Raw genomic sequence first — 23596 nt, 5'->3', positions numbered from 1 at the left:
TGCCCGGCCCGCGGCGTTCGGGCCGGGCGGTGGGGGTCAGCGGGCGGCGGCGTCGACCGCGGTGATGGCCTCGACCAGGATGTCCCGCCCCTCGCGGGCCTCCTCCTCACTGAGCGTCATCGGGGGAGCCATGCGCAGGGTGTGGCCGTGCAGGCCCCCCTTGCCGATGAGCAGGCCACGCCGGCGGGTCTCCTCCAGGACCGCGGCGGCCAGGCGCGGGCTGGGTTCGCCGCTGTCGGGCTCGACCATGTCCACCGCGAACATCAGGCCGCGACCGCGCACCGCGCCGACCGTGGCGAGCGAGGCGGCGAGCGGCCGCAGCCCGTCCAGCAGTACCGGCCCCAGGCGCGCGGCGTTGGCCTGCAGGTCGTGGTCGAGCAGGTAGTCCAGGGTCGCGTTGGCCGCGGCGGTGGAGACGGGGTTGCCGCCGAAGGTCGCGACCCCATTGGCGGGCAGTCCGTCCATGAGGTCGCCGCGGGCGACCACCCCGCCGATCGCGAACCCGTTCCCCAGCCCCTTGGCGAACGTCATCGCGTCGGGAACGACGCCGTGGGCGCCGATCCCCCAGAAGTGCGATCCGGTACGCCCCCAACCGGTCTGCACCTCGTCGGAGACGAACAGGATCCCGTGCTCGTCCAGGACCTCCTTGTAGGCGGCGAACAGCCCTTCGGGGGCCATGGCGAACCCGCCCACCCCCTGCACCGGCTCGGCGATCAGACAGGCGACGTCGGGGGCGGTCGCGGTGGCGAGGACGTCCCGCAGGTCGGCCACGCACACCTCGACGTACTCCTCGTCGCCCATCCCGCGGAAGGCCGGATGGTCGCGGTCGGTGCCGTGCAGGTAGTGGACGTTGAGCGGGGACAGCGAGGAGTTCTTCCAGCCGCGGTTGCCGGTGACCGCGATCGTCCCGTAGGAGCGACCGTGGTAGCTGTTGCGCATGGCCAGGACCTGGTCGGAACCGCGCGCGCAGGTCGCCAACAGCAGTGCCGTCTCGTTGGCCTCGGTACCGGAGTTGGTGAAGAAGACCTTGGCGTCGGGGATGCCCGACAGCCGGGCGATCTTCTCGGCCAGCTCGACCTGGCCGCGCAGGAGGTAGAGCGTGGAGGTGTGCGCGACACCTCGGGCGAGCTGGCGCTCCACCGCCTCACGCACCTCGGCGACGTCGTAGCCGAGCATGTTGGTGACGATGCCGGCGAAGAAGTCGAGGTAGGTGACACCGTCGGCGTCGGTGACCCGGTTCCCCTTGCCGGTGACGATCTCGATGGGGTTGTCGTAGTAGAGGGCCAGCCATGAGGGCATGACCGCGCGGTGACGTGCGAGCAGATCCGACATGACCCAAGTCTCACCGCTGTCGCCGGCCTTCGCCAGGTGCGGGGTGTCGGTTTCGGCTCCGGCGAGTTGACAGACTGTCAATCCGGCTTGGAATCCGCGTCGTCGTCGCCCGATTCCGCCGCCGTGGGCGCCCAGCGCCCACCCCGGCCTTTGCAACCTGTAAGGAGGAGGCCCCTTCCGCCTGACATGCCGCCACTACACTGACGACGTGTTGCCCACCCTGGCCGACGTGCTCCGCCTGCCACCGCTCCAGCGCGCGCGCCCCAGGGTCGTCGTGGGTGCCGAGCACCTCGACCGCACCGTGCGCTGGGTCCACATCGCCGAGGTCACCGACCTGGCCCACCTGCTCCGTGGCGGGGAGCTCGTCTTGACCACCGGGATCGCGATGCCCGACGACCCCGCCGCGCTACGCCGCTACGTCACCGACCTCGCGGCCGTCGGGGTGAGCGGCATCGCCGTCGAACTCGGTCGCAAGTACCACTCGGTCCTTCCCGGGGCCCTGCTGGAGGCCGCCCGGGACGTCGGTGTCCCGGTCGTCTCCCTGGACCGCGAGGCCCGGTTCGTCGAGATCACCGAGGCGGTGCACAGCCGGGTCGTCAACGAGCAACTGGAGGAGCTGCGCGAATCCGAACGGCTGCACGCGGTGTTCACCGAGCTGTCGGTCGAGGGGGCCCGGCCCGAACAGGTCCTCGCCGAGGTGGCGCAGTCCTCGGGTTGCCCGGTGGTGCTGGAGAACCTCAACCACCAGATGCTGGCCTGCGACCTCAACGGAGAGGACCCCGGAATCCTGCTGACCGCGTGGGAGAACCGGTCCCGCGGCGTCGTCTCCTCCGCCCGCACCGTGCACGACCCCGCCACGGGCTGGCTGGTCACGATGGTCGGCGCGCGCGGACAGGACTGGGGCCGGCTCATCCTCATCTGTGGGGCCTCCCCCGGTCCGCTCCAGACGGTGCTGGTCGAACGCGCCGCCGCCACGCTCGCGCTGGGACGGTTGCTGGAGCGCCACCAGGAGGGGCTGGAGCGTCAGACGCACCAGACGATCATCGCCGGCATCATCGACCGCGCCTACTCCGACCCCGAAGAGGCACTGGTGCGCGCCCGGGCCGTGGGCGTGCCGCTGTCCGGGACCGGACTGGTCGGACTGGTGCTGCGGTTGCGCGAGGCCGGGACCGGTCTGGCCGCCCAGGCCCGTCTGGCCGACACCGCCGAGGGTGCCGCGCGCGCCTGCCGCGAGCTCCGGCTCCCCGCGCTGGTGGGCTCACTGGACGACCTGCGCGTGGGCGTCCTGTTGTCGCTGCCCACGGACGAGACCGCGGACCCCTGCCTGGAACGGCTGGCCAGGCGCATCCGCGAGCGGACCGGCGAGGGGGTGGTGATCGCGGCCGGTTCGCCCAGTGAGGACATCCGCGACGTACGCCGGTCGTTCCTGGAGGCGCGTCAGGTGGGTGACGTGGCCGTGCGGCAGAACGACGAGCGCCCCTACTACCGGCTTCCCGACCTGCACCTGCGGGGGTTGCTGCACCTCCTGCGGGACGACGAGCGGCTGCAGACCTACGTCGAGCGCGAGCTCGGGCCGCTCCTGGCCTACGACGCCCGTCACAACGCCGACCTCACCGCGATGCTGCGCCACTACCTGGCGGCGGGACGCAACAAGGCGCTGGCCGCCTCCCGCGCCCATCTGTCGCGCCCCGCCTTCTACGAGCGGCTCCGCCGGATCTCCCGGGTTCTCGACGTCGACCTGGACTCGGTGGAGACCTGCCTGTCACTCCACGTCGCGTTGTTGTCCCTGGACTCGGTCCGCGGCGGGTTGAGATCGTGACGTCGGGGACAGGCGCACCCGTGGAGTAGGTTGGCATCCGTTGCCGCTCCGAACAGCGAGGACCGACCGGGGCTGGTGACGGGCACCGGCGCAGGCGGCAGTGGAGGACAAGTGACGGACCAGGCGGGCACGCCGGCTGCGGCGCGCAGGAACGGCGCCGGCGCGATCGGGCTCGACGACACCGCCAAGCGCATCATCGAACAGCTCCAGCAGGACGGCCGGCGCTCCTACGCCGCCATCGGCAAGGCGGTGGGGCTCTCCGAGGCCGCGGTACGCCAGCGGGTGCAACGGCTGCTGGAGGCGGGGGTGATCCAGGTCGTGGGGGTCACCGACCCGATGATGCTGGGGTTCAACCGTCAGGCCATGATCGGCGTCCGCTGCAACGGTGACCTCGACAGGGTGGCCGACGAGGTCTGCGACCTGGACGGGGTCGACTACGTGGTCATCACCGCGGGCTCCTTCGACCTGCTGGTGGAGGTCGTGGCCGAGGACGACGAACGGCTGCTGGAGATCCTCAACCGTGTCCGGGCGATCCCCACCGTGACCGCCACGGAGAGTTTCCTCTATCTGAAGCTGCGCAAACAGACCTATGCCTGGGGCACGCGCTGACCGGACCGCGTCAGCCTCCGGCAAAGCGCCGGTAAACCCCTTCGGCGGTCCAGACGTCCTCTTTCACGCGATGGCGGTCGCGCTTCGCCCCCGAGTGGCGTGACCGCCGTCGCCCGCCCTTCACCGCAGCAGGGCCGACGCCGCCCCCGGCGCGTGGACCAGAATCAGGAAACGCGCGGTCCGGGTCGCCATCGTCACGGTCGCAAACGCCCACACCGGCATCCGCGCCATACCGGCGAACACCGAGACCACCATGAACGGCGGGATGCTGGAGAAGGAGCTGACCGCCACCAGCGCCGCGGTCCATACCGGCCGTCCCTCCGCCTTCTCCTGCCAGCGCTGCAGGCGCCGGCTCCACGTGCCGATCTTCTTCTCGCCCCTGCGTCGCAGCCAGGCGAGGTCGAGCGCGCCGCGGCCCAGGTAGTAGTAGGCGATCTTGCCGAGCGTCTGGCCGGCACCGGCCGCCACCGCCATGGCCGAGAGCGCGCCGTCGCCGAGCAACGCGGCGGCGCCCACCAGGTAGACCTCGACGTTGAGGACCGGGATCAGCGCCGAGAGCAGTCCGAAGAGGAAGGCCAGCGCGCTCTCGGTCACCCGGCCGCGCCGAGGCTCCCCGCCACCGCCGGGCGAGCCGGATCGAACAGGCCGATCGGCAGCGAGGTGCGGCCCGTCTCGGCGAGGTCGGCCAGGGCCACGCCGATGATCGAGGCGAACTTGTAGCCGTGCCCGGAGAAGCCCGCCGCCACCGTCAGGCCGGGTAGGTGGGGCCGGGAGCCGATGACGAAGTGTTCGTCGGGGGTCATCGTGTACATGCACGCCGACATCCGGACGGGATCGCCGCCCAGCCCCCGGATCCGCTCCGCCAGCAGCCGCATGCGGGCGGCGTCGGCGGCGTCGGGACGTCGGGGCCCTTCGTCGGGGTCGGCGGGTTCGCCGCGCTGCGCGCCCGGCCCGGCCGCGGCGTCGGCGTGGACGGCGATCTTGACGGTCGCGCCGTCGAGGCTGGGGAAGCCGTACCAGGTCGTACCGTCGGGCTCGTCCCGGATGAACACCGGGAAGCGGTCAGGGGTGAACGCCGCGGGGTCGTCCACCGGGAACCAGGCCAGCACGCGCCGCTCGACGTGCAACGGGGCGGCGAGGTCGGGCAGGAGCCGGGACGTCCACGCCCCCGCGGTGACGACCACGTGCCGGGCCCGGATCTCGGTGTCGCCGACGACGACCCGGGACCGGTCGGGGTCGGGGACGATGCGGGTGACGGCGCAGCCCGTGCGCACCCGCGCGCCCGCGGCCCGCGCGGCGTCGACCGCGGCCCGGATGGCCGCCTCGGGGCGTACGACCCCCGCCGCCTCCTCGAACACCCCGACCTGGTCGGCCTCCAGTAGATGGCGGGGGAAGCGGCGGGACAGCTCGGCCGCGTCCAGGCGTTCGTGGCGCAGACCGCGCGCCCGGGCCGAGGCCAGTGTCCCGGCCACGGAGGGGTCGTGCGCGCGTCCCAGCACCAGCCCGCCGCACCGGGTCACCAGTTCGGCTCCGGTCTCGGCCGACAGTTCCGCCCACGCCTCCCAGGCGCCCAGGGCGAGCGGTACGTAGTCGGCCCCCTCCAGGTAGGCGGTGCGGATGATCCGGGACTCGCCGTGGCTGGATCCGTGGGCGTGACCGGGTTCGAAACGCTCGACACCGAGAACGTCGACGCCCCGGCGGGCGAGTCTCCACAGGGTCTGGGCGCCCATGGCGCCCAGACCGACGACGACGACATCGGCGGTCTGCGACATGGCCTGCTGCTCCTGGGCGGGGACGGGGAAGGTCAGTTCTCGGCCGCGGCGAGCTGTCCGCAGGCGCCGTCGATCTCCTGTCCCCGGGTGTCGCGGACGGTGACGGGGACGCCGTGGGCCTGGAGCCGGCGGACGAACTCGCGCTCGTCCTCGGGTCGCGAGGCGGTCCACTTGGAGCCGGGGGTGGGGTTGAGCGGGATCAGGTTGACGTGGACCAGGTTCCCCGCCAGGAGGCGACCGAGCAGGTCGGCGCGCCAGGCCTGGTCGTTGATGTCGCGGATCAGGGCGTACTCGATGGAGACGCGGCGGCCGGTCGTCGCGGCGTAGCGCCACGCCGCGTCGAGGACCTCGGCGACCTTCCACCGGTTGTTGACCGGGACGAGCTCGTCGCGCAGCTCGTCGTCGGGGGCGTGCAGGGAGACCGCGAGCCGGACCTGGAGACGCTCGGCGATCAGTTTCTCGATCGCCGGGACCAGCCCCACCGTCGAGACGGTGACGCCCCGTTGGGAGATGCCCAGCCCCCCGGGTACCGGGTCGGTGATGCGCCGGACCGCGTCGAGCACCCGCTTGTAGTTGGCCAGGGGCTCGCCCATGCCCATGAACACGATGTTGCTGATGCGTCCCGGACCGCCCGACACCTCGCCACGGGCCAGGTCGCGGGCGACGGAGACGATCTGGTCGACGATCTCTCCGGTCGACAGGTTACGGGTGAGACCGTTCTGGCCGGTGGCGCAGAACGGACAGTTCATGCCGCAGCCGGCCTGGGAGGACACGCACAGCGTGACGCGGTCGGGGTAGCGCATGAGCACCGACTCGAACAACACGCCGTCGAAGGCCCGCCAGAGGGTCTTGCGGGTCATGCCGTTGTCACAGGTGACGTGGCGCACCGGGGTGAGCAGCTGCGGCAACAGCGCCTCGCCCAGGCGCTCGCGCGACGAGGCGGGCAGATCCGTCATCCGCGCGGTGTCGGACTCGAGGTGCCCGAAGTAGTGCTTGGCGAGCTGTTTGGCGCGGAAGGGCTTCTCCCCGAGCTCGGCGACCACGGCGCTGCGCTCGTCGGGGGTGAGATCGGCGAGGTGCCGGGGCGGCTTGGCCCGGCGCGGTGCGACGAAGGTGAGCTCGGCAGGCATGAGTGGATCCAGATCGCGGAGAGACGAAGGGCGGCGGCGAAGCGGCGGTTCGCGGTAGTTTAGGGCCGGATACGGCGTGATCGCGGTTACGCTGCGGTGCCGCCGGAACGGGCACGATGTCCATACTATGCGCCGCTCGGGTGGCGTCGTGCGACGGCGGTGAACGACGAGGAGGTTCGGTGTCCGAAGTCCGCGTCCTCCTCGACCAGGTCAGCCCCTACCGCAGCCGCAGAGTCGTCGTCGAGGAGGACGCGCGCACCAGCGCCGCCTACCTCCTCGACCCGCGCGGTGAGGTCCGCGTCCCCGTGTGGCTGGCCAACCACGAACCGGCCCCCGACGAGAACGAGCCCGTGGGGCTGTTCCCCGGCCAGGCGCCGCTGATGCCGGCGCGGCACACCAAACATCCGCAGGGGCGTCCCCGCCTGGCTCCGGAGAGCCTGCGCGTCGTGTGGTTCGAGGAGGGGGACGGGGTCGCGTTGTTCGACGGCGACGGGCTGCTGGCGATCATCCCCGGCTGGGCCGAGGCCGACCGGGGGCTGCCCGGGTTCGCCCGTGAGGCGGTCGGGCACAGCGCCTACGCCTGGGCGCTGGACGACGTCGCCGCCCAGCTGTGGCCGCGCGTGGTACACGCCGAGGCCTACTGGGAGTGGCGCTCCTCTCCCAATGCCTGGCGCACCGTGCAGCGCAACGTGTTCACCCATCTGACCAGGACGGTGGGGCCGGCCGGGCACTACTGGGACGTCTCCGACGGCCATCCGCCGCTGATACGGGTGTCGGAGCGGCCGACGACCCCCGATCGGCCCTACACCGTGCTCAGCACGGTGGGCATGTGCGGCCAACGGATGCCCACCCTCGACCGCTACATGGCCGACACCTCGCAGCACGCCCGCATCGAGCTGGCCTTGGCCACCACCCTGCCGGCGCACGTGGCGGCCCGGATCTTCCGGTGGTTGGGGACCTTCCCCTGGCGCGCGGTCACCTGGTTCGGTCCGGGGCACACCGTGAAGTGGCTGGTGGATCCGGAGGAGCCACCGCTGCGCGGCGACTTCACCGCGGTGCTGCTCGTGTCCGATCCCTCGGTGCTGGCCGGTCCGAGCTGGGCGCCGCCCCCCGACACCTCGGGACTGCGCTTCCACGGTGATCCGGTCCGGTGGCTGTGGGTGGTGCCGATCACCCGCCCCGAGCATCTGTTCGCCAAGGAGCACGACGCCGCCACCCTCATCGCCAAGCTCGCGGCCGAGGGGCGGAGCTGGGTCCTGGGCTGAGCCTTTCCCCCACGACGGCTTTCCCTCTCCGGATCTACCCCCAAATATTCCTTTGACGGTTGACGCGGGCCCGTCCATGCTGCTCCCATGAGCCCGTCCCCTCCCCCACTCGGAGCGCGCGGCCTGCGCACGCTCGCCCACCCCCTGCGACTACGGCTGCTGTCACTGCTGACCGGAACGGCGATGAGCGCGGCCGAGGCGGCCCGCGAGCTCGGCGAGACCCAGGCCAACGTCAGCTACCACCTGCGCCGCCTACGCGACGCGGGCCTGGTAGAGGTCTGCGAGGAGGTCGAGGTCCGCGGCGGCCGGGCGCGCCGGTACCGCCACGCCCCCGAGTCGGGCGAGCGGATCGACATCCGCGACCCCGGCGAACACCGGCTTCTCGCCTCGGCGATGGCCGAGGAGATGCGGCGGCGCGCCGCCCGGCAGCGCCCGGGAACCCGCAGCACCCTGACCGACGCCGACCTGTGGATCGACCCCACGAGCTGGCAGAACCTGCGCGAGCGGGTCGGCTCGCTCATGAGCGAGCTGCACGAGGCCGCCCGCCCCCCGCACACCCCCGGCACCGTCCACGTCAGCACCAGCCTGCTGATGTTCGAGATGGACGACACCCCGCCCCCGCCTCCCGCCCGGGACCGAGAGTGAACGCCCTGTCCGAGGACACCGGCGTCCTCGCGCCCCTGCGTGTCGGCGCCTTCCGCGCCCTCACCCTGGGCCGCCTCCTGATGTACCTGGCCAACAGCGTCACGACCATCGCGCTCGGGTTCGCCGTCTTGGAGGTCACCGGCTCCATCGTGCACCTCGGCCTGGTCGTCGGCGCTCGTTCGCTCGCCAACGTCGCCCTGCTGCTGTTCGGCGGTGTGCTCGCCGACCGCCTGCCCCGGGCGCTCATCATGCAGGGAGCGTGCGGGCTCGCCGCGCTGTCCCAGGCCGGTCTGGCCGCCGCGGTCCTGCTCGACGCCGCTTCGCTGCCCCTCCTGGTGCTGCTCAGCCTGGTCAACGGAGCCGCGGCCGCCGCGGGACTGCCCGCGGCGGCCGCGCTCACCCCCCAGACGGTCCCCGCGGCACTCCTTCGACCGGCCAACGCCCTGGTCCGCGTCGGCGTCCAACTGGGGATGACGGTCGGGATGTCACTGGGGGGCGCCGCCGCCGGCCTGGCCGGCCCCGGATGGGCCCTCGCCGGCAACGCGGCGCTGTTCTGCGCGGCCGGCCTCTGCTTCGCGTTGCTGCGCCTGCCGGCGACGCCCGGCCCCACCGCCCCCGCCCATCAGCGCGGCGGCGTCCTGCGCGACCTCCTCGAAGGCTGGCGGGAGTTCACCTCGCGTTCGTGGGTGTGGAGCGTGGTGGCGCAGTTCACGGTGGTCAACGCGGTGATATCGGGCGGTGTCGTCGTCCTGGGCACCGGCGTCGCCTCCTCGTCCTTCGGCAGCGGCGCGTGGGGGCTGATCCTCGGTCTCCAGGGGGCGGGCGCTCTCATCGGCGGCGTGCTCGCGGCGCGCTGGCAGCCCCGCCACGCGCTGCGCTTCGGCGTCGCGTTGATCCTGCTGGAGGCGCTTCCCCTGGTGGCGCTCGCCGAGGCGCCCCACGTCCCCCTGCTGCTGCCGCTGATGTTCTTCGTCGGCATGGCCACCGAGCAGTTCGGGGTGGCCTGGGAGGTCTCCCTCCAACAGAACATCCCCTCCGACCGGCTCGCCCGGGTCTACTCCTATGACGCGCTCGGCTCGTTCCTGGCGATGCCCGTCGGGGAGATGGTGGCCGGGCCCATCGCGCACCGCCTCGGCACCGACACCACCCTGCTGGGCATGGCCGCGCTGCTCATCGTCGCCACCCTCGCGACCCTCGCCGTCCCCGGCGTACGCTCACTCGCCCGTGACTGAACCGGGCCGGAAAAGACCGGAGGGGCTGGACGCCCGCGTCCAGCCCCTCCGCTTCCGTTCGCTCACCCCGCCGGCACCAACAGGGTCAGCACCACCCAGGCCACCGGACCGGCCACCAACAGGGAGTCCACCCGGTCCAGCAACCCGCCGTGCCCCGGCATGAAACGCCCCATGTCCTTGATCCCGAGATCGCGCTTGACCAGGGACTCGATCAGGTCGCCGACCGTCGCCGCGAGCACCACGGCCACTCCGAGCGCGATCCCGGCCCACACCGGCCCGTCCAGCATCAGCCAGACCGTGAGGGCGCCGGCGATCATGCACCCCACCACCGAGCCCGCGAAGCCCTCCCAGGTCTTGTTCGGGCTGATCGTGGGCGCCATCTTGTGCCGCCCCGCGGTGATGCCAGCGAAGTAGCCGCCGATGTCGCTGCTGATCGTGACGATGATGAAGACGATCAACCGCGCCCGTCCGTCATCAGGGGTCGCCAGCAGCAACAGCCACGTTCCCAGCAGGACCGGCAGGTAGACGGCGGCGAACACCGTCGCCGTCGCGTCACGGACGTACCCGTCGGCCCCGCCGCGCAGCCGCCACGACAGCGCGACGATGACCGTGATCGCGAGGGTGCCCACCAGCCACGCCGGACCGCCGAAGTAGGCCGCCGCCTGCATCGCCACGCCGCCCACGGCCACCGGCAGGAGGGCCAGGCGGATGTCACGCGAGGCGAACGCCCTGTTCAGCTCCCGCAACCCGACCAGAACCGCGATCGAGGCGATCAGTACGAAACCGGCCGGGAACGGGAAGATGGACAACAGGACGAGCGCTCCGAGCGCCACCCCTGAGCCCACCGCGAGCGGCAGGTTACGTCCCGCCTTGATCGGCTGGCCGTCACGCTTGCGCAGGGCGAACCTTCGCTTGTCGTCTCTCGGCATAGGCGTTGGGGCTCCGTCCGCTTCCGCGGAGCCACGTGGCGATGACCCCACCGAATTCTTCAGGGCGGGTTCCGCCGGCACCGCGGTCGGGACGCCCTTCCCACCGCCCTCGTCCAATGCGGACTCGAATCTGAACAAGGATCAGACCTCGAGGAGTTCGGATTCCTTGTGCTTGAGGAGCTCGTCGATCGCGCCGACGTACTTGTGGGTGAGCTCGTCCAGCTCCTCCTGGGCGCGACGCCCCTCGTCCTCGCCGATGTCGCCGTTCTTGACGGCCTTGTCCAGCGCGTCCTTGGCGTGCCGGCGGACGTTACGGATCGAGACCTTGCCCTCCTCGGCCTTGGTCCGCACGACCTTCACGTACTCCTTGCGGCGCTCCTCCGACAGCTCGGGGAAGACCACACGGATGATGTTGCCGTCGTTGGCCGGGTTGACCCCCAGGTCGCTCTCGCGAATCGCCTTCTCGATGGCCTGCATCGACCCCTTGTCGAACGGGGAGATGACGACCATGCGGGGCTCGGGAACCGCGAACGATGCGAGCTGGTTGATGGGAGTCGGGGCACCGTAGTACTCGGCGGTGATCCGGTTGAAGGTCGCCGGAGTGGGGCGACCGGTCCGGATGGAGGCGAAGTCCTCCTTGGCCACCGCGACGGCCTTTTCCATCTTCTCCTCGGCTTCGAGGAGGGTCTCTTCGATCATTTCGGCTCCCGTGTGTCGCGATGCGTCGGTTGAGGTCTGAGGTCAGCTGTCCGCGGGACACACGATCGTGCCGATCTTCTCGCCCCGGACCGCGCGGACGATGTTGCCCTGGCCCATGAGGTCGAAGACCACGATCGGCAGACCGTTGTCCATGCACAGGCTCACCGCAGTGGCATCCATGACCTTCAGCCCGCGGGTGAGCACTTCGTTGTAGTCGAGGCGGTCGAACCTGACCGCGCCGGGGGTGCGGCGCGGGTCGGCGTCGTAGACGCCGTCGACCTGCGTCCCCTTGAGCACCGCCTGCGCGCCGATCTCCAGGGCGCGCTGCGCGGCGGTGGTGTCGGTGGAGAAGAAGGGCGCGCCGAGACCGGCGCCGAAGATGACGACACGGCCCTTCTCCAGGTGCCGGATGGCGCGCCGCGGGATGTAGGCCTCGGCCACCTGGCTCATGTGGATGGCGGTCTGGACACGGGTGTCCACGCCGAGGCGCTCCAGGAAGTCCTGGAGGGCGAGGCAGTTGATGACGGTGCCGAGCATGCCCATGTAGTCGGCGCGGCCGCGCTCCATACCGCGCTCGGACATCTCCGCGCCACGGAACATGTTGCCCCCGCCGACGACGACGGCGACCTCGATGCCCTCGGACACCGCGGCGGCGATCGCGTCGGCGACGTACTGGACGACCCCGGGATCGATGCCGAGCTGCTCGCCGCCGGCGAACGCCTCTCCTGACAGCTTCAGTACGACGCGCTTCCAGCCCGTGTCGTGCATGGCTGGTCCGTTGGCGCTGTGCGCCTCGTTCTCGGACACGGCGGTCGGCCTCCTTCTGGTTCCCCCGAGTGGTAGTGCAAGGCGGCTCCCCGGGTCTCGGGAGAAAACGCGCCTTATCCAGCGGAGGTGCCGGGGATAGACCTCCCCGGCACCTCCATCATGTCAAACCCTTAGGCCTGGCCGACCTTGAAGCGGACGAAGCGGCGGACGGTGACACCGGCCTCCTCGACGACCTTCTGGACGGTCTTCTTGTTCTCCTTGACGAACGGCTGACCGAGCAGCGTGACGTCCTTGAAGAAACCGTTGACACGGCCCTCGACGATCTTGGGCAGGGCCTGCTCGGGCTTGCCCTCCTCGCGGGCGGTGGCCTCGGCGATGCGGCGCTCGTTCTCGACCACGTCGGCGGGGACCTCGTCCCTGCTCACGTACTTCGGGGCGAGCGCGGCGATCTGCTGGGCCAGGTCCTTGGCGACCTCGGGGTTGGCCTTGTCCAGTTCGACCAGGACGCCCAGGGTCGGGGGCAGGTCCGGGTCGGACTTGTGCATGTAGCTGGCGACGAAGGCGCCTTCGAGCTTGGCGAAGCGGCGAAGCTCCAGCTTCTCGCCGATGACGGCGCTGTTCTCCTCGATGACCTTCTGCACGGTCTTGCCGTCGGCGTACTCGGCGCTCAGCAGCGAGGCGACGTCGGCCGGGTTCGTCCGGTCGATGAACTCGGCGATGTCGGCGGCGAGCTTCTGGAACTTGTCGTTCTTGGCGACGAAGTCGGTCTCACAGTTGAGCTCGACGAGGACGGCGGAGGTCTCGCTGTCGCTGCGCAGCGCGATCAGGCCGTTGGCGGCGGTGCGCTCGGCGCGCTTGCCGACGTCCTTGGCGCCCTTGACGCGCAGGATCTCGACGGCCTTCTCGAAGTCGCCGTTGGACTCCTCAAGGGCCTTCTTGCAGGCCATCATGCCGGCGCCGGTGAGCTCGCGCAGCTTCTTGACGTCGGCGGCGGTGTAGTTCGCCATTGCTGTTCTCTATCCCTGGAAGTGGGTCGACGGGTGCGGAGGACGCGGCCCCCGCCCGTCAGGGGCGGGGGCCGTCAGGCGTCAGGAGGCCGGGGTCTCGCCCTCGGCGGCCTCGGCCGGAGCCTCGGCGGCGGGGGCCTCGTCCTTCGCCTCGGCCGGGGCCTCGGTCTCGCTCTTGCCCTCGAGGAGCTCCCGCTCCCACTCGGCCAGCGGCTCCTCGGCCGACTTCTCCGCTCCGGCGCCGGAGCGGGCCAGCAGGCCTTCGGCGACCGCGTCGGCGACGACGCGGGTCAGCAGGCTGACACTGCGGATGGCGTCGTCGTTGCCCGGGATCGGGTAGTCGACCTCGTCCGGGTCGCAGTTGGTGTCGAGGATGGCGACGACCGGGATGTTCAGCTTCCGGGCCTCGCTGATCGCGATGTGCTCCTTCTTGGTGTCCACGATCCACACCGCGCTGGGGACGCGGGACATGTCGCGGATACCGCCGAGGGTGCGCTCCAGCTTGTCCTTCTCGCGGCGCAGGCCCAGCAGCTCCTTCTTGGTGAGCCCGGAGGCGGCGACGTCGTCGAAGTCGATCTCCTCGAGCTCCTTGAGGCGCTGGAGCCGCTTGTGGACGGTGGAGAAGTTGGTGAGCATGCCGCCCAGCCAGCGCTGGTTGACGAAGGGCATGCCGACACGGCGGGCCTGCTCGTCGATGGCCTCCTGCGCCTGCTTCTTGGTGCCGACGAAGAGGATCGTGCCACCGTGGGCGACGGTCTCCTTGACGAACTCGTAGGCGCGGTCGATGTAGGACAGCGACTTCTGGAGGTCGATGATGTAGATGCCGTTGCGCTCGGTGAAGATGAAGCGCTTCATCTTCGGGTTCCAGCGCCGGGTCTGGTGCCCGAAGTGAACGCCGCTCTCGAGGAGCTGGCGGATCGTCACGACTGCGGCCATGACTTGGTCCTCCTTGTTCGGCGGGTGGTGGACCCGCCTCCGGTTGTTCCTGACGTCCCGGCCGATCCGCCGTACCGCCGTGGCGGTACGGACCGTAAGAGCCGGCCCCTCCCTGGGAGGCGCGGGGACGCGCGAGATGCGTGGTCCGCGTTGGACCCCACAAGATTCTAACCGCCGATCCGCCCCTCCGGCGCCTCTAGCCCGCCGCCCATCCCCTGTCAAGGAACCCTGGGCGCGGCCGGTCCACGGCCCTCGTCCACAGCCGGGCGATCCGGGTCGCGCCCCAGGTCGCGACCTTCCAGGCTGGAAGGGTGAACCCGACACGCCGTCCGCCCGCCCGCCTGTTTCCGTCCATCGCGCTGTTCCTGGCCTCGCTCCTGGCCTGGACGGCCGTGCCCGCCGTCCCACCCGCTGTGGCGGACACCGGTCCGTGGGCCTGGCCCGTCGACGCTCCCCACGTGGTGCTGCGTCCCTTCGTCGCCCCGCCCTCCCCCTGGTCGGCCGGCCACCGGGGCGTCGACCTCCTGACCGACGACGGGGCGGTGGTCCGGTCGGCGGGCGCGGGACGGGTGGCGTTCGCCGGACGGGTCGCCGGCACCGGTGTCGTGAGCGTCGCCCACGGCTCGCTGCGCACCACCTACCTGCCGGTGACGCCCCTGGTCGAGTCCGGGACCCCCGTGGCCCCAGGCGATCCCATCGGGACCCTCTCGGCCTCACCGCCGCACTGCGGCGCACACCCCTGTCTGCACTGGGGCCTGCTGGACGGGGACGCCTACCTCGACCCGCTCGCCCTGGTGGGCCGGGGACGCCACCGTCTCCTGCCCTCCGTTCCCGCGCCCGCGCGAGCGCTCACGCCCGCGGATGCGCCCTGTTGTAGACACGGGTGAGCCGCTCGATCGAGACGTGGGTGTAGATCTGTGTGCTCGCCAGCGACGAGTGCCCGAGGATCTCCTGCACGCTGCGCAGGTCGGCGCCCCCGTTGAGCAGGTGGGTGGCGGCGCTGTGCCGCAGCCCGTGGGGAGCGGTGTCGGTCTCGGGCGAGGCCGCCGACATCCGCTCGTGGACGTCGCGCCGGGCGGTGCGGGTGCCCAGCCGGCCGCCACGGGCACCGAGGAACATCGCCGCTCCACTGTCCGGTCCGGCCCAGGCCGGTCTGCCCTCGCCCAGCCAGCGGCGCAACGCCTCCAGCGCGGGACGGCCGATCGGGACCACACGCTCCCGCCCGCCCTTGCCCAGGACGCGGAGGGTTCCCCGTTCCTCGTCGAGGTCGTCGACGTCGAGGCCGCACAACTCGGCCACCCGGATCCCGGTCGCATACAGCACCTCGACGACCGCCTGACGTCGCAGCGCGGCGGGCGAGGCGTCGTCGTCATCGTGCAGGGGCGCGAGCGCCTCGGCGGTCTGCCGTTCGTCGAGCACCGCCGGAAGAGGACGATGCCGCTTGGGCGTGGCCAGCAGCCGACCGAAATCGTGGTCGAGCCGTCCGGTGCGGTGCAGGAACGCGGTGAACACCCGGGCCGCGGCGATCCGCCGGGCCAGCGTGGCCCGCCCCAGCCCACGCCCGTGCAGGTCGGCCAGCCAGGCCCGCAACACCGCGATGTCGAGCTCCTCCAGGCGCGTCCCGACTCTGTCGAGGTAGCCGAGGAGGTCGCGCAGATCCCCCAGGTAGGCGCGCACGGTGTGCGGTGAACGGCCGAGCTCGGCATCGAGATGCCGGACGAAGTCGTCGAGGACCGCGGCCCCCTCCCCCGGGGGACCGGCGTGGAGGGACCGTTCCTCCCCGTGCTCCTCGTTCACCTCGAAGGCGCCGGCAGCGCGGCCACGGCGTCGACCTCGATCAGGTAGCGCGGGTCGATGAGCCCGCTGACCTCGACCAACGTACTCGCCGGACGGGGCTCGTGGACGAGGAACTCACCGATGACCTGACGGACGCCGTCGAGGTCGGCGATGTGGCGCAGGTAGTAGGTGACCTTGACCAGATGTCGCAGATCCGCTCCGTGCGGAGCCAGGGCGGCCTCGATGTTACGGAAGACCTGGCGGGCCTGTTCTACGGCGTCGCACTCGGCGACGCTCCCATCGGGTGCCAAGGGGACCTGTCCCGAGACGAAGACGAGTGCCCCCTCCGCGCGGAGACTGGGACTGTAGAGGCTGCTCATGGCGTCACCCTAACCCCAGCGGGACATGCTCCACCGGAACCGGTCAGGGTCGTCTCAACCGCCAACCGCCCCCGGCGCGTTCCACGAAACCCCCCGCGGCGAGCAGGCCGAGGTGGCGCAGCGCGGTGTCGAGGTCGACCCCCGCGCCCATGGCGATCGTCGCGGTCCCCCCTCCGGAACGGGACGGCACCGCCTCCAGGAGTCGCCGGGACAACGGATCGAGTTCCTCGGAGCCGATGACCGTCCCCTCATCGGAACACAGGTCGGCTCCGATGGGGCCGACCTGCTCGATGATGTCGGCGACACAGGTGACGCACACGGCCTGGCAGTCGCGCAGCAGCCGATGGCAACCGGCCGAGAGCGCGGAGGTGACGGGGCCGGGCACCGCCATGAGCATCCGGCACAGTTCCCGCGCGTGCTTGGCGGTGCTGGCCGCGCCACTGCGCAGGCCCGCCTCGACGACGACGGTACCGGGGGTGAGGGCCGCGATGAGACGGTTGCGCACCAGGAAGCCGTGCCGGGTGGGAGTGGTGCCCGGCGGGTGCTCGCTGACGAGCACACCGCGTTCGGCGGCCGCGGCGAACAGGTTCGCGTGGCCCCGCGGATAGTCGGTGTCGAGACCACAGGCGAGGACGACGACCGTGGGACCGCCCGTGGCCAGGGCGCCGCGGTGCGCGGCGCCGTCGATACCGTAGGCGCCCCCCGAGACGACCGTCCAGCCTCGTTCGGCGAGGCCGTGGGCGAACTCCCCCGCCACGTGCAGACCGTAGGCGCTGGCCGCGCGGGAGCCCACCACCGCCACCGACCGTAGACAGCAGTGCCGGAGGTCGCGGGTTCCGCGTACCCAGAGCGCGACCGGTCGCCGGCCGGCCAGGGAGTCGAGCTGTCCGGGCCACTCGGGTTCGCCGGGGAGCACCAACCTGATACCGAGGTCGGCGGCGCGGGCCACCAGGTCGTCGGGGTCGGTGCCGGCCGCGGCCTCCTGCCAACGGCGCATCCGGGCGTCGTGGGCGGCCCGCGACGCGTCGTCCTTGCCCGGCGGGGCGGGAAGAGCGCGACGGGCGCGAAGGGCGGCCCAGACCTCGACAGCGGGCATCTGGGCGAGGAGCCCGCTCATGACGGGATCGCCGGGTTGGGCGACGGCCGTGATCGCGGCGCGGGCCGACGCCTCGGAATCGGTGGAGCTCATTGGGCCGTCCCCGCCCACAGGGCGAACGCGTAGCCGACATCGGCCGTGGTGGGGGTGTCGCGTCCGGCGAGGTCGGCCAGTGTCCAGGCGACCCGCAGCACGCGGTCGACACCCCGGGCGCTGATCTCGCCGCGGTCCAACGCCCGGCCCAGCACCTGCACGGAGTCGGGTGCCGGGGGGAACATGCGGCGTAACTCGGCACCCGGGACCGCGGCGTTGGTGTTCCAGGGGGTGGCGGCCAGCCGCCGGGTGGCACGCTCGCGGGCCTCGGCCACCCGCTCGGCGACGGCCGCGGAGGACTCGGCGAGGGCGCGGTCGGCGAGGAGCTCGGCACGGGTGACCGGTTGGAGGTGGGCCTTGATGTCGACCCGGTCCATCAGGGGCCCCGACAACCGGGCCAGGTAGCGCCGACGCTGCGCGGCCGGACACACGCAGGCCGGCCCCGACTTGCCGCAGGGACAGGGGTTGGCGGCCAGGACGAGCAGGAAGCGCGCGGGAAAGCGCGCGGTGGCCGCGGCGCGGGCGATAACGACCTCGCCGGTCTCCAGCGGTTGGCGAAGGGAGTCGAGGACGCCGCGTTCGAACTCGGGTGCCTCGTCCAGGAACAACACACCGCGATGGGCCAGTGAGATCGCCCCCGGCCGCAGCCGCCCGGCACCGCCTCCCACGATGGCGGTCCGGGTGGCGGTGTGGTGGGGCGCGCAGAACGGGGGGACGGTGATCAGGGGACGGTCGCGGGGAAGCGTCCCGGCGACCGAGTGGATCGCCGTGACCTCGATGGCCTCGTCCGTGGTGAGCCGTGGCAGCACGGTGGGCAGGCGCTCGGCGAGCAGGCTCTTGCCGGTCCCAGGAGGTCCCAGGAGAAAGGTGTTGTGCCCGCCGGCCGCCGAGATCTCGACCGCGCGCCGGGCGACCGGCTGCCCGAGCACGTCGGCGAGGTCGGGAACGGGGCGCGGGGAGCCGGTCCGCGCCGTGACGGGGCCGCCGTCCGGCTCGTCCCCGCACGGCGGCGGGAGAGGGCCGCCCCGCAGGAGCGCGAGGAGCTCGGCCAGCGAGCCGACCGCCGTGACCTCGACGTCGGGGACGAGCCGGGCCTCGGCGGCGTTACCGCGGGCGACCGTGAACCGGGTGTGTCCCGCGTGGGCCGCGGCCAGGATCGACGGCAGGACACCCGGGACCGGGCGGGCCCGCCCGTCCAGGCCGAGTTCGCCGAGGAGCACCGTGTCGTGGAGCGCATCGGAGGGTATCGCCCCGTTGGCGCCCAGGACCGCGGTGGCGATGGCGAGGTCGAACGCGCTCCCGCGCTTGGGCAGACTCGCGGGCGAGAGGCTGACGGTGATGTGGTCGTCGGGCCAGTACTCGCCGCTGTTGAGGATGGCGGCCCGGATACGGTCGCGCGCCTCGCGCAGGGCGGTGTCGGGCAGGCCGACCAGGGTGAGCCCCGCAGGCCCGCCACCCAGGTGGGCCTCGACCTCGACCTCGTGGCCCTCGATGCCGAGCAGGGCGATGGAGCGGGTGCGGGCCAGCCCCATCTAGGCCACCCCCCGGTGGTGCTTGAGGAACCAGCGGCCGCCGCTCCCGGCCAGCACGGAGACGACGTCGACACGGGTACGCACGGTGCCGATCGCGGTCCCGCCGTGTTCGTCGGCCCATCTACGGGCGAGCAGGCGCAGACGTAGACGTTTGCGCGAATCGACCGCTTCGAGAGGGGTGCCGAAGCGGGCGTCCGACCGGGTCTTGACCTCGACCACGACGAGGGTGCGGCCACGGCGCGCCACGATGTCGAGCTCGCCGTCGGGGCACCGCCAGTTGCGCGCCAGGATGCGCATCCCGCAGCGTCGAAGATGCGCCGCGGCGAGCTCCTCGCCACGGCGACCGAGTTCCTGTGCGGTGTGGATGGGACCACGGGCCATACCGACCACCTCCGTCTTCCAGGGTGGGCCGGGAGGAGGGGGTTCTCCACCGCGATCCGCGCCCTGTGGACAGAGGTGGGACGGTCCGGCCGGTCATCCGAACCGGGTGGACCGGCCGGGCCGGGGTCAGGGCGTCTCGGTCCCCGTGGCGGGCTGTTGCGGCCGGGTGTCGACCTCGCCGTCGGGACGCCCGCGGACCGCGTTGGCGACATCCGCGACGCGCCAATCGGCGCCGTCCTGTTCGGGCTCGCCGCGGACCGCCCGGACCTCGGGCGCGTCCTGCGGGGCGTCCGCTGCCGGGACGTCCCCCGCTATCCGTTCGGGCCGGTGGGGGGCGCCACCGGCGGTGGCCGGCCCCGGTGTGACCGGCGGCTGGGGGACGGCCCCGCGCGCGCCGAGCTCCTCGTTGCGCCGCACGGCCTCGGTTCCCGGCGCGTCGTCGGGCGCCGTGGGCAGTGGTTCGTCACGCACCTGGTTGCGGTGACCGGAGTCGGATCCGGGCTGGTCGCGTTGCATCGGTCGCCTCCCGATCGTGCGGTCGGATCACTCCCGCCCTACCCGATGCGCCACCGGCACAACATCCCGAGCGCGCGGAAGGCCCGCGGAGTGGACCTCCGCGGGCCTTCTCGCATCCCCGTACCGCGTCCGGCGCTCCGAGACCGGCGCGGTTCTCAGCTCTGGGAGCCCGGTTGCCCGGCGGCGGGCACCTCGAGATCGCTCTTGGTGATCTCCTCGACGTTGACGTCCTTGAACGTCACGACGCGAACGTTCTTGACGAAACGGGCCGGGCGGTACATGTCCCAGACCCACGCGTCCTGCATCGTCACCTCGAAGTACATCTCGCCGGTGTCCGTCGTGCGCGGCTGCAGGTCCACGTGGTTGGTCAGGTAGAACCGACGTTCGGTCTCGACCACGTAGCTGAACAACCCGACGACGTCACGGTATTCGCGATAGAGCTGGAGCTCCATCTCGGCTTCGTACTTCTCCAGGTCCTCAGAACTCATTCAACCGCTCGCTTTCGTCGTGCACTCTCCCGGTTCGGTGGTCCGGCCTCCTCTGCCCGCTTTCCGGTATCCGGCGACCATGTCGCGCATGGGATCGGAGCATTCCCACAGATTCCATGATGGGGTATGTGTCAACTATGCGCGATCATTCGCGGATGTCGATGTCCACGAGCCCGCGCCGCCGCGCGCGCCGCATCAGCGAACGCGCCGGCAGTGCCGCCACCGCCCCGAGCGCGTAGGGAAGGGCCTGGGCCGTCGCGCCGGCCGCGGTCTCGTCCAGCGGGGCGAAGGTGTCGGGGATCGGCAGCGTCGCGATCCGGTCGAGCGGCCAGACGATGACGAACGCCCGCCCCACCACGGCGTCCTCGGCGATCGTTCCGCCGCCGGGGTCGGACTGGTGCATGCGCGAGTCGTAGGAGATGGAGCGGTGGTCCCCCATGACCCACAGCCGTCCTTCGGGGACCGTGACCGGTCCGAACTCCTGGTGGGTCTCCAGGCTCCCGGGGTACAGGTAGGGCTCGTCGAGGGGGACGCCGTTGACCAGGACGCGGTTCTGCTCGTCGCAGCACTCGACGGTGTCACCCGGCAGGCCGATGACGCGCTTGATGTAGTCCTTGCCGGTCGGGGCGACGCCGATCTGCTGACCGACCCAGGTGAAGAGGCGGGAGAGCGGGTTGGCCGCGGGATCGGCCGTGACGGTGTTCTCCTCGTCCCAGGAGCCGCTGCCGTTGAAGACGACGATGTCCCCACGCTGGATATCACGGACCTGGTAGACCAGCTTGTTCACCAGCACCCGGTCGCCGATGAGAAGGGTGTCCTCCATCGACTTGGAGGGGATGTAGAACGCCTGGACCACCCAGGTCTTGATGACGAACGCCAAGACGAGGGCGATCACGATCAGGACGGGGAGTTCCTTCCAGAAGGAACCCGGCTTCTCCCCACCCTTGCCTTTTCTCTTCGCGTTCATCGTGGCGTCCGGGCCCTTCCCCGCGCTGGCCGGCTCGTCGTCGTCTAGGGGACCGTTCGCGGGCTCCGCGGAGAAGGGGGCGCCGCCGGCGCCGCCCGTTCCAGCGGGCCCCGAAACGCCGCTGGCTCCCCCTCGAAAGGCCGTGGGGGAGCCAGAATCCTCCGACGGCCCGCTCGCCATAGGTCGAGCGGGACCGTCGTCGGTGTTGCGGATCTCGGTGTCGCGAGGATCCAGTTCGTCGTTGCTCATCGGCATGGAAGCCTAGCCGAGCCGAACCCCGGTCGCCGGTAAAGGCGCTCCTCGCGTGGGTCGTTTCGCGCGGGTCAGCGGCCGGCGGGCTCGCGGCGCTCGCGGATGCGGGCGGCCTTGCCGCGCAGGGAGCGCAGGTAGTAGAGCTTGGCGCGACGGACGCGGCCGCGGGAGACGACCTCGATCTTCTCGATCGCCGGGGTGTGCACCGGGAAAGTGCGCTCCACACCCACGCCGTAGCTGACCTTGCGGATGGTGAAGGTCTCGCGGTTGCCCGAGCCCTGCCGCCGAATCACGACGCCCTTGAAGACCTGGATCCGGGAGCGGTTGCCCTCGGTAACCCGCACGTGAACGTTGAGCGTGTCACCCGGGCGGAAGTCGGGCACGTCGGAGCGCAGCTGGGCCTTCTCAAGCTCCTGAATAGCGGTGTGCATCTCAGCGGTTCCTCATCGATTGCGCGCCGCGGCGACGGACATTGCGGTTCGCGCGGGCGGATCTGCTGCGGTCGAAAGTCGGTTGCCCCCGCTGGGGAGTCGACAACTGTCGACAGCATGCGAACAAAGGCATACGGCAGTGGCAACCCGTCTAGTCTGCCACAGATTGCGGCCCGACCTGTAACCGGACCTCCGCGATGACCTCCCGATCACGCTGGTCAAGATCATCGGGGTCGATGCGGTCGAGCAGTTCGGGCCGGTTGCGGGCGGTCTTGCGCAGCGCCTCGTCCCTGCGCCAGCGGTCCACCGCGCCGTGGTTGCCGGACAACAGCAGGGGTGGCACCTCCTGCCCGCGCCAGACCGGGGGCTTGGTGTAGACCGGCCCCTCGACGAGGTGCTCCATGCCCCCGGGGGCGAAGGAGTCCTGGGCGACCGAGGCGGCGTTGCCCAAGACACCGGGCAACAGCCGGGAGATCGCCTCCACCATGACCAGCGTCGCCGACTCCCCGCCGTTGAGGACGTAGTCGCCGATGCTGACCTCCTCGACCGGCATGCGCTTCGCCGCGTCCACGGCCACCCGCGAGTCGATGCCCTCGTAGCGTCCGCAGGCGAACACCAGCCACGGTTCGCGCGCGAGCCGGTCGGCGTCGGCCTGGGTGAAGGGGGCGCCACTGGGCGTGGGCAGGATGAGCCGGGGCGTCGCGCCCCCCTCGGCGGGCGCGACGGCGTCAAGGGCCTCCCCCCACGGCTCGGGCTTCATGACCATGCCGGGTCCGCCGCCGTAGGGCGTGTCGTCGACGGTGTTGTGCCGGTCGTGGGTCCAGGTGCGCAGGTCGTGCATCCGGACGTCGAGCAGGCCGCTCCTGCGCGCCTTGCCGATCAGGGACAGATCGAGGGGGGCGAAGTAGTCGGGGAAGATCGTGATGATGTCGATGCGCATGGGTCCTCCTGGGCCGCTGGAGCCCTGGTTCACCGTCCCAGGTCGAGCAGGCCGGGCGGGGGGTCGATCACGATGCGGCCGGCCTCGGTGTCGACCTCGGGGACGAGGGCGCGCACGAACGGGACCAGGATCTCGTCACCGGACGCGTCCGTGATCACCAGGAGGTCCTGGGCGTTGTGCAGGATGTCCTCGACGACCCCCACGTCGGTGCCGTCGGGGGTGAGCACGCGCAGTCCGAGGAGTTCGTGGTCGTGGAACTCGTCGGGGTCCTCCACCGGGGGGATCTCGGCGGAGTCGACGAGCAGGGTCACACCGCGCAGCCCTTCGGCGGCGGTGCGGTCGCGCACCGACTCGAAGCGGACGAGCAGTCGCCCGGTGTGCTCGCGGGCCGACTTGACGGTCAGCGGTCCCACGGTGGCGGGTTCGGTGAGCAGGACGGCGCCCGGCGCGAACCGCGCCGCGGGGTCGTCGGTGCGCACCTCGACGGCGACGTCTCCGCGGATGCCGTGCGCGCGGCCGATCCGACCGACAACGAGACGCATGGTCCTCTCCTAGCTGGGACGGGGATCCGGGGCGCGCCCGCGGCGGACCCGGAGACGGG

Annotated in this window: 26 protein-coding genes; 6 read left to right on the top strand and 20 right to left on the bottom strand. The window is 71.6% G+C overall.

Going from position 1 to position 23596, the window contains the following annotated elements; all coding sequences use genetic code 11:
• Positions 1-36: 36 nt before the first annotated feature.
• Positions 37-1332, bottom strand: a complete 1296-nt coding sequence (locus ACYVHU_RS08860; protein ID WP_078762800.1) for an aspartate aminotransferase family protein — start codon at positions 1330-1332, stop codon at positions 37-39.
• A gap of 208 nt (positions 1333-1540) precedes the next feature.
• Between ACYVHU_RS08860 and ACYVHU_RS08855 the strand changes: the two genes are divergently transcribed.
• Together ACYVHU_RS08855 and ACYVHU_RS08850 are read left to right on the top strand one after the other, a co-directional pair.
• Positions 1541-3151, top strand: a complete 1611-nt coding sequence (locus tag ACYVHU_RS08855; RefSeq protein ID WP_078762799.1) for a PucR family transcriptional regulator — start codon at positions 1541-1543, stop codon at positions 3149-3151.
• Positions 3152-3262: 111 nt separating this feature from the next.
• Positions 3263-3760, top strand: coding sequence for an Lrp/AsnC family transcriptional regulator (locus ACYVHU_RS08850; RefSeq protein ID WP_432938916.1), 498 nt, complete (start codon positions 3263-3265; stop codon positions 3758-3760).
• 120 nt (positions 3761-3880) lie between these two features.
• Here the strand turns inward: ACYVHU_RS08850 and ACYVHU_RS08845 are convergent, their stop codons facing one another.
• From ACYVHU_RS08845 to rlmN, 3 genes are read right to left on the bottom strand one after another with little or no spacing between them, the layout of a single operon-like run.
• Positions 3881-4354, bottom strand: coding sequence for a VTT domain-containing protein (locus ACYVHU_RS08845; protein ID WP_078762797.1), 474 nt, complete (start codon positions 4352-4354; stop codon positions 3881-3883).
• Entirely contained in the window at positions 4351-5532 is a 1182-nt protein-coding gene (gene solA, locus ACYVHU_RS08840) for an N-methyl-L-tryptophan oxidase family protein (protein WP_498948065.1), read from the bottom strand. Before solA ends, ACYVHU_RS08845 begins: the two co-directional genes overlap by 4 nt.
• Before the next feature lie 32 nt (positions 5533-5564).
• Positions 5565-6662, bottom strand: a complete 1098-nt coding sequence (rlmN, locus tag ACYVHU_RS08835; protein ID WP_078762795.1) for a dual-specificity RNA methyltransferase RlmN — start codon at positions 6660-6662, stop codon at positions 5565-5567.
• Between the two features lie 179 nt (positions 6663-6841).
• Between rlmN and ACYVHU_RS08830 the strand changes: the two genes are divergently transcribed.
• From ACYVHU_RS08830 to ACYVHU_RS08820, 3 genes are all read left to right on the top strand, one after another.
• Positions 6842-7927 carry a suppressor of fused domain protein gene (locus tag ACYVHU_RS08830; protein ID WP_498948064.1) on the top strand — a complete coding sequence of 362 codons (1086 nt, stop codon included), beginning with the start codon at positions 6842-6844 and terminating at the stop codon, positions 7925-7927.
• Between the two features lie 87 nt (positions 7928-8014).
• Positions 8015-8572 (top strand): ArsR/SmtB family transcription factor, encoded by a 558-nt coding sequence (locus ACYVHU_RS08825; protein ID WP_078762793.1) that lies wholly within the window; start codon positions 8015-8017, stop codon positions 8570-8572.
• A complete protein-coding gene (locus tag ACYVHU_RS08820; RefSeq protein WP_078762792.1) occupies positions 8569-9804 on the top strand; it encodes an MFS transporter in 1236 nt (411 codons plus the stop codon). Before ACYVHU_RS08825 ends, ACYVHU_RS08820 begins: the two co-directional genes overlap by 4 nt.
• A gap of 62 nt (positions 9805-9866) precedes the next feature.
• Here ACYVHU_RS08820 and ACYVHU_RS08815 read toward each other — a convergent pair whose 3' ends face one another.
• From ACYVHU_RS08815 to rpsB, 5 genes are all read right to left on the bottom strand, one after another.
• Positions 9867-10733, bottom strand: a complete 867-nt coding sequence (locus ACYVHU_RS08815; protein ID WP_078762791.1) for a phosphatidate cytidylyltransferase — start codon at positions 10731-10733, stop codon at positions 9867-9869.
• Between the two features lie 141 nt (positions 10734-10874).
• Entirely contained in the window at positions 10875-11432 is a 558-nt protein-coding gene (gene frr / locus ACYVHU_RS08810) for a ribosome recycling factor (RefSeq protein ID WP_078762790.1), read from the bottom strand.
• 42 nt (positions 11433-11474) lie between these two features.
• Positions 11475-12239, bottom strand: coding sequence for a UMP kinase (gene pyrH / locus ACYVHU_RS08805; protein ID WP_078762789.1), 765 nt, complete (start codon positions 12237-12239; stop codon positions 11475-11477).
• Positions 12240-12370: 131 nt separating this feature from the next.
• Positions 12371-13207 (bottom strand): translation elongation factor Ts, encoded by an 837-nt coding sequence (gene tsf / locus ACYVHU_RS08800; RefSeq protein WP_078762788.1) that lies wholly within the window; start codon positions 13205-13207, stop codon positions 12371-12373.
• An 81-nt stretch (positions 13208-13288) separates the two neighbouring features.
• A complete protein-coding gene (gene rpsB / locus ACYVHU_RS08795) occupies positions 13289-14143 on the bottom strand; it encodes a small ribosomal subunit protein uS2 (protein WP_498948061.1) in 855 nt (284 codons plus the stop codon).
• A 311-nt stretch (positions 14144-14454) separates the two neighbouring features.
• On the opposite strand from rpsB, the gene ACYVHU_RS08790 reads away from it, so the two are divergent.
• Positions 14455-15030, top strand: a complete 576-nt coding sequence (locus ACYVHU_RS08790; protein WP_432938903.1) for a murein hydrolase activator EnvC family protein — start codon at positions 14455-14457, stop codon at positions 15028-15030.
• On the opposite strand, the gene ACYVHU_RS08785 is transcribed toward ACYVHU_RS08790, so the two are convergent.
• The 11 genes from ACYVHU_RS08785 to rimM all read right to left on the bottom strand — a co-directional run bounded on the left by ACYVHU_RS08785 (position 14993) and on the right by rimM (position 23537).
• Positions 14993-15940 carry a tyrosine recombinase XerC gene (locus ACYVHU_RS08785; protein ID WP_078762785.1) on the bottom strand — a complete coding sequence of 316 codons (948 nt, stop codon included), beginning with the start codon at positions 15938-15940 and terminating at the stop codon, positions 14993-14995. The two genes, ACYVHU_RS08790 and ACYVHU_RS08785, sit on opposite strands and share 38 nt — an antisense overlap.
• The gene (locus ACYVHU_RS08780; protein ID WP_078762784.1) at positions 15937-16299 is read right to left on the bottom strand and encodes a RidA family protein; all 363 of its coding nucleotides are present in this window, start codon (positions 16297-16299) and stop codon (positions 15937-15939) included. Before ACYVHU_RS08780 ends, ACYVHU_RS08785 begins: the two co-directional genes overlap by 4 nt.
• Positions 16300-16342: 43 nt before the next feature.
• Positions 16343-17488: a DNA-processing protein DprA gene (dprA, locus tag ACYVHU_RS08775; RefSeq protein ID WP_078762783.1), complete on the bottom strand. Its 1146-nt coding sequence runs from the start codon at positions 17486-17488 to the stop codon at positions 16343-16345.
• Positions 17485-19020 (bottom strand): YifB family Mg chelatase-like AAA ATPase, encoded by a 1536-nt coding sequence (locus ACYVHU_RS08770; protein WP_078762782.1) that lies wholly within the window; start codon positions 19018-19020, stop codon positions 17485-17487. The genes dprA and ACYVHU_RS08770 overlap by 4 nt, the downstream gene beginning before the upstream one ends.
• Positions 19021-19401: a YraN family protein gene (locus ACYVHU_RS08765; RefSeq protein ID WP_078762781.1), complete on the bottom strand. Its 381-nt coding sequence runs from the start codon at positions 19399-19401 to the stop codon at positions 19021-19023.
• Positions 19402-19527: 126 nt separating this feature from the next.
• Complete coding sequence (locus ACYVHU_RS08760) at positions 19528-19917, bottom strand: hypothetical protein (RefSeq protein ID WP_078762780.1); 390 nt, start codon at positions 19915-19917, stop codon at positions 19528-19530.
• Positions 19918-20072: 155 nt separating this feature from the next.
• Positions 20073-20405, bottom strand: a complete 333-nt coding sequence (locus ACYVHU_RS08755; protein WP_078762779.1) for a DUF2469 domain-containing protein — start codon at positions 20403-20405, stop codon at positions 20073-20075.
• Between the two features lie 145 nt (positions 20406-20550).
• On the bottom strand, positions 20551-21621 hold the full coding sequence (lepB, locus tag ACYVHU_RS08750; RefSeq protein ID WP_078762778.1) for a signal peptidase I: 1071 nt from the start codon (positions 21619-21621) through the stop codon (positions 20551-20553).
• A 74-nt stretch (positions 21622-21695) separates the two neighbouring features.
• Positions 21696-22055 (bottom strand): 50S ribosomal protein L19, encoded by a 360-nt coding sequence (gene rplS, locus ACYVHU_RS08745; protein WP_078762777.1) that lies wholly within the window; start codon positions 22053-22055, stop codon positions 21696-21698.
• A 151-nt stretch (positions 22056-22206) separates the two neighbouring features.
• Positions 22207-22995, bottom strand: a complete 789-nt coding sequence (trmD, locus tag ACYVHU_RS08740) for a tRNA (guanosine(37)-N1)-methyltransferase TrmD (protein ID WP_078762776.1) — start codon at positions 22993-22995, stop codon at positions 22207-22209.
• Positions 22996-23024: 29 nt separating this feature from the next.
• Positions 23025-23537: a ribosome maturation factor RimM gene (gene rimM / locus ACYVHU_RS08735; protein ID WP_078762775.1), complete on the bottom strand. Its 513-nt coding sequence runs from the start codon at positions 23535-23537 to the stop codon at positions 23025-23027.
• Between the last annotated feature and the right edge of the window lie 59 nt (positions 23538-23596).

Source organism: Marinactinospora endophytica (assembly GCF_054780875.1).
This window is presented reverse-complemented; position numbering and strand designations above follow the sequence as displayed.

Excerpts from the sequence above, each read along its gene's own strand:
- ACYVHU_RS08860 (WP_078762800.1), bottom strand. The coding sequence starts at position 1,332 with ATGTCGGATCTGCTCGCACGTCACCGCGCGGTCATGCCCTCATGGCTG.
- solA (WP_498948065.1), bottom strand. The coding sequence starts at position 5,532 with ATGTCGCAGACCGCCGATGTCGTCGTCGTCGGTCTGGGCGCCATGGGC.
- rlmN (WP_078762795.1), bottom strand. The coding sequence starts at position 6,662 with ATGCCTGCCGAGCTCACCTTCGTCGCACCGCGCCGGGCCAAGCCGCCC.
- ACYVHU_RS08825 (WP_078762793.1), top strand. The coding sequence starts at position 8,015 with ATGAGCCCGTCCCCTCCCCCACTCGGAGCGCGCGGCCTGCGCACGCTC.
- ACYVHU_RS08815 (WP_078762791.1), bottom strand. The coding sequence starts at position 10,733 with ATGCCGAGAGACGACAAGCGAAGGTTCGCCCTGCGCAAGCGTGACGGC.
- frr (WP_078762790.1), bottom strand. The coding sequence starts at position 11,432 with ATGATCGAAGAGACCCTCCTCGAAGCCGAGGAGAAGATGGAAAAGGCC.
- tsf (WP_078762788.1), bottom strand. The coding sequence starts at position 13,207 with ATGGCGAACTACACCGCCGCCGACGTCAAGAAGCTGCGCGAGCTCACC.
- rpsB (WP_498948061.1), bottom strand. The coding sequence starts at position 14,143 with ATGGCCGCAGTCGTGACGATCCGCCAGCTCCTCGAGAGCGGCGTTCAC.
- ACYVHU_RS08780 (WP_078762784.1), bottom strand. The coding sequence starts at position 16,299 with ATGAGCAGCCTCTACAGTCCCAGTCTCCGCGCGGAGGGGGCACTCGTC.
- dprA (WP_078762783.1), bottom strand. The coding sequence starts at position 17,488 with ATGAGCTCCACCGATTCCGAGGCGTCGGCCCGCGCCGCGATCACGGCC.
- ACYVHU_RS08770 (WP_078762782.1), bottom strand. The coding sequence starts at position 19,020 with ATGGGGCTGGCCCGCACCCGCTCCATCGCCCTGCTCGGCATCGAGGGC.
- ACYVHU_RS08765 (WP_078762781.1), bottom strand. The coding sequence starts at position 19,401 with ATGGCCCGTGGTCCCATCCACACCGCACAGGAACTCGGTCGCCGTGGC.
- ACYVHU_RS08760 (WP_078762780.1), bottom strand. The coding sequence starts at position 19,917 with ATGCAACGCGACCAGCCCGGATCCGACTCCGGTCACCGCAACCAGGTG.
- ACYVHU_RS08755 (WP_078762779.1), bottom strand. The coding sequence starts at position 20,405 with ATGAGTTCTGAGGACCTGGAGAAGTACGAAGCCGAGATGGAGCTCCAG.
- lepB (WP_078762778.1), bottom strand. The coding sequence starts at position 21,621 with ATGAGCAACGACGAACTGGATCCTCGCGACACCGAGATCCGCAACACC.
- rplS (WP_078762777.1), bottom strand. The coding sequence starts at position 22,055 with ATGCACACCGCTATTCAGGAGCTTGAGAAGGCCCAGCTGCGCTCCGAC.
- trmD (WP_078762776.1), bottom strand. The coding sequence starts at position 22,995 with ATGCGCATCGACATCATCACGATCTTCCCCGACTACTTCGCCCCCCTC.
- rimM (WP_078762775.1), bottom strand. The coding sequence starts at position 23,537 with ATGCGTCTCGTTGTCGGTCGGATCGGCCGCGCGCACGGCATCCGCGGA.